This window comes from Gemmatimonadota bacterium, from assembly GCA_039715185.1.
Classification (GTDB): domain Bacteria; phylum Gemmatimonadota; class Gemmatimonadetes; order Longimicrobiales; family RSA9; genus DATHRK01.
On record JBDLIA010000232.1, the window covers coordinates 1 to 1,208 of the forward strand.

Annotated in this window: 1 protein-coding gene; it reads right to left on the bottom strand. The window is 68.6% G+C overall.

The annotated features are described in order from the left end of the window. Positions 1–198: 198 nt before the first annotated feature. Positions 199–1,131 (bottom strand): hypothetical protein, encoded by a 933-nt coding sequence (locus ABFS34_16915; protein MEN8377108.1) that lies wholly within the window; start codon positions 1,129–1,131, stop codon positions 199–201. Positions 1,132–1,208: the final 77 nt, after the last annotated feature.

A 1,208-nucleotide genomic window follows, 5' to 3' on the forward strand; every position in this document is an offset into this window, starting at 1 on the left:
AGCCTAAGCTATGGCGACGAGGAGAGACGAACGCTGGATCCCGCAACCCCCCTGCTCCCTTCGGGTTGGGGCGGCACGGGGCCGTCTGACGTCGTTAGCGCTCCTCCCCGATACGCAGCGGTATCGCGTCCTCGCGCTGCCTTGCAGCCGACCCCGTGGCGCTCCCAACGCGGCTCGCTACCCTTTTTCAGCGACCTGCTAGTGGTGGGCCGGTCTTATCTCCAGATCGATCACGAACAGGTCGGCGGGGCGCGTTTCCGGCTCGCCGAAACCGGCGCGCGAGAACGTGACCCGCCCGTCGGGGCCCACGCGCGCGCTGTACTCGTAGAAATCGGAGTTGATGCGCGGGCCCAGGTTTTCGCCGACGCTCCACCCCTCGGGAGTGGGATAGCTCACGTAGATGTCGCCGCCCCCCAAGCCATCCGCGCGTCCCGTCGGGGCGAAAAGGAGAAACCGCTCCTCGGGGTCGATAAAGGGGTGTGAATCGGGCCCCGCGGTGTTGATCTCGGGCCCGAAGCGGCGCGGCTCCTGGTACGACTCGCCGTTCCACTCGGCTACGAAGATGTCGGTTTCCTCCTCGCCCCACCGCACGAAGTAGAGATTCCCGGACGACGCCACCGAGGGATGGGTCTCGTGCTCGGAGCTGTTCACGGGGCCGGAGAGGGGACGCGGCTCGCCCCACGCGCCCGAGGACGTGCGCTCCACGGTCCAGATGTCCAGATCGGATCGCGCCGCCGAGCCCGCCCCCGCGTGCGGGCGATTGGACGCGAAGAAGAGGCGCCGGCCGTCGGGAGTGAACGCGGAGCGATTGTCGTTGAACTCGCCGGCGAAGTCCACCAGCCGAGGCGGCGTCCAGCTTCCGTCCACGAGACTCGTCTGCCACAGCCGGGTCTGGCGGCCCTCTCTCCGGGTGAACACGGCGAGCCTACCGTCCGGCGCGTAGGTCAGATACTCGTCGTTGGACTCCGCGACCGAGATGACACCGGGCGCCAGCGCGGTGGCCTCGCCGGTGACCTGGACGCGCACCTTCGGCGCGTCCTGCTGAGCGGCGAGGCCTCCAGGGCCGACCGCGAGAATGATGACCCCGCCGATGGACCGCATCGACCGGATGCCCGCTGAGCTCCGCAGCATGACCATACCTCCTGCCAAATAGCGTCAGAGGGGTGGCGACGCGTGCACGTCGCCCCCCTGGATGTCGTGGTGTGCGT

Excerpts from the sequence above, each read along its gene's own strand:
- ABFS34_16915 (MEN8377108.1), bottom strand. The coding sequence starts at position 1,131 with ATGCTGCGGAGCTCAGCGGGCATCCGGTCGATGCGGTCCATCGGCGGG.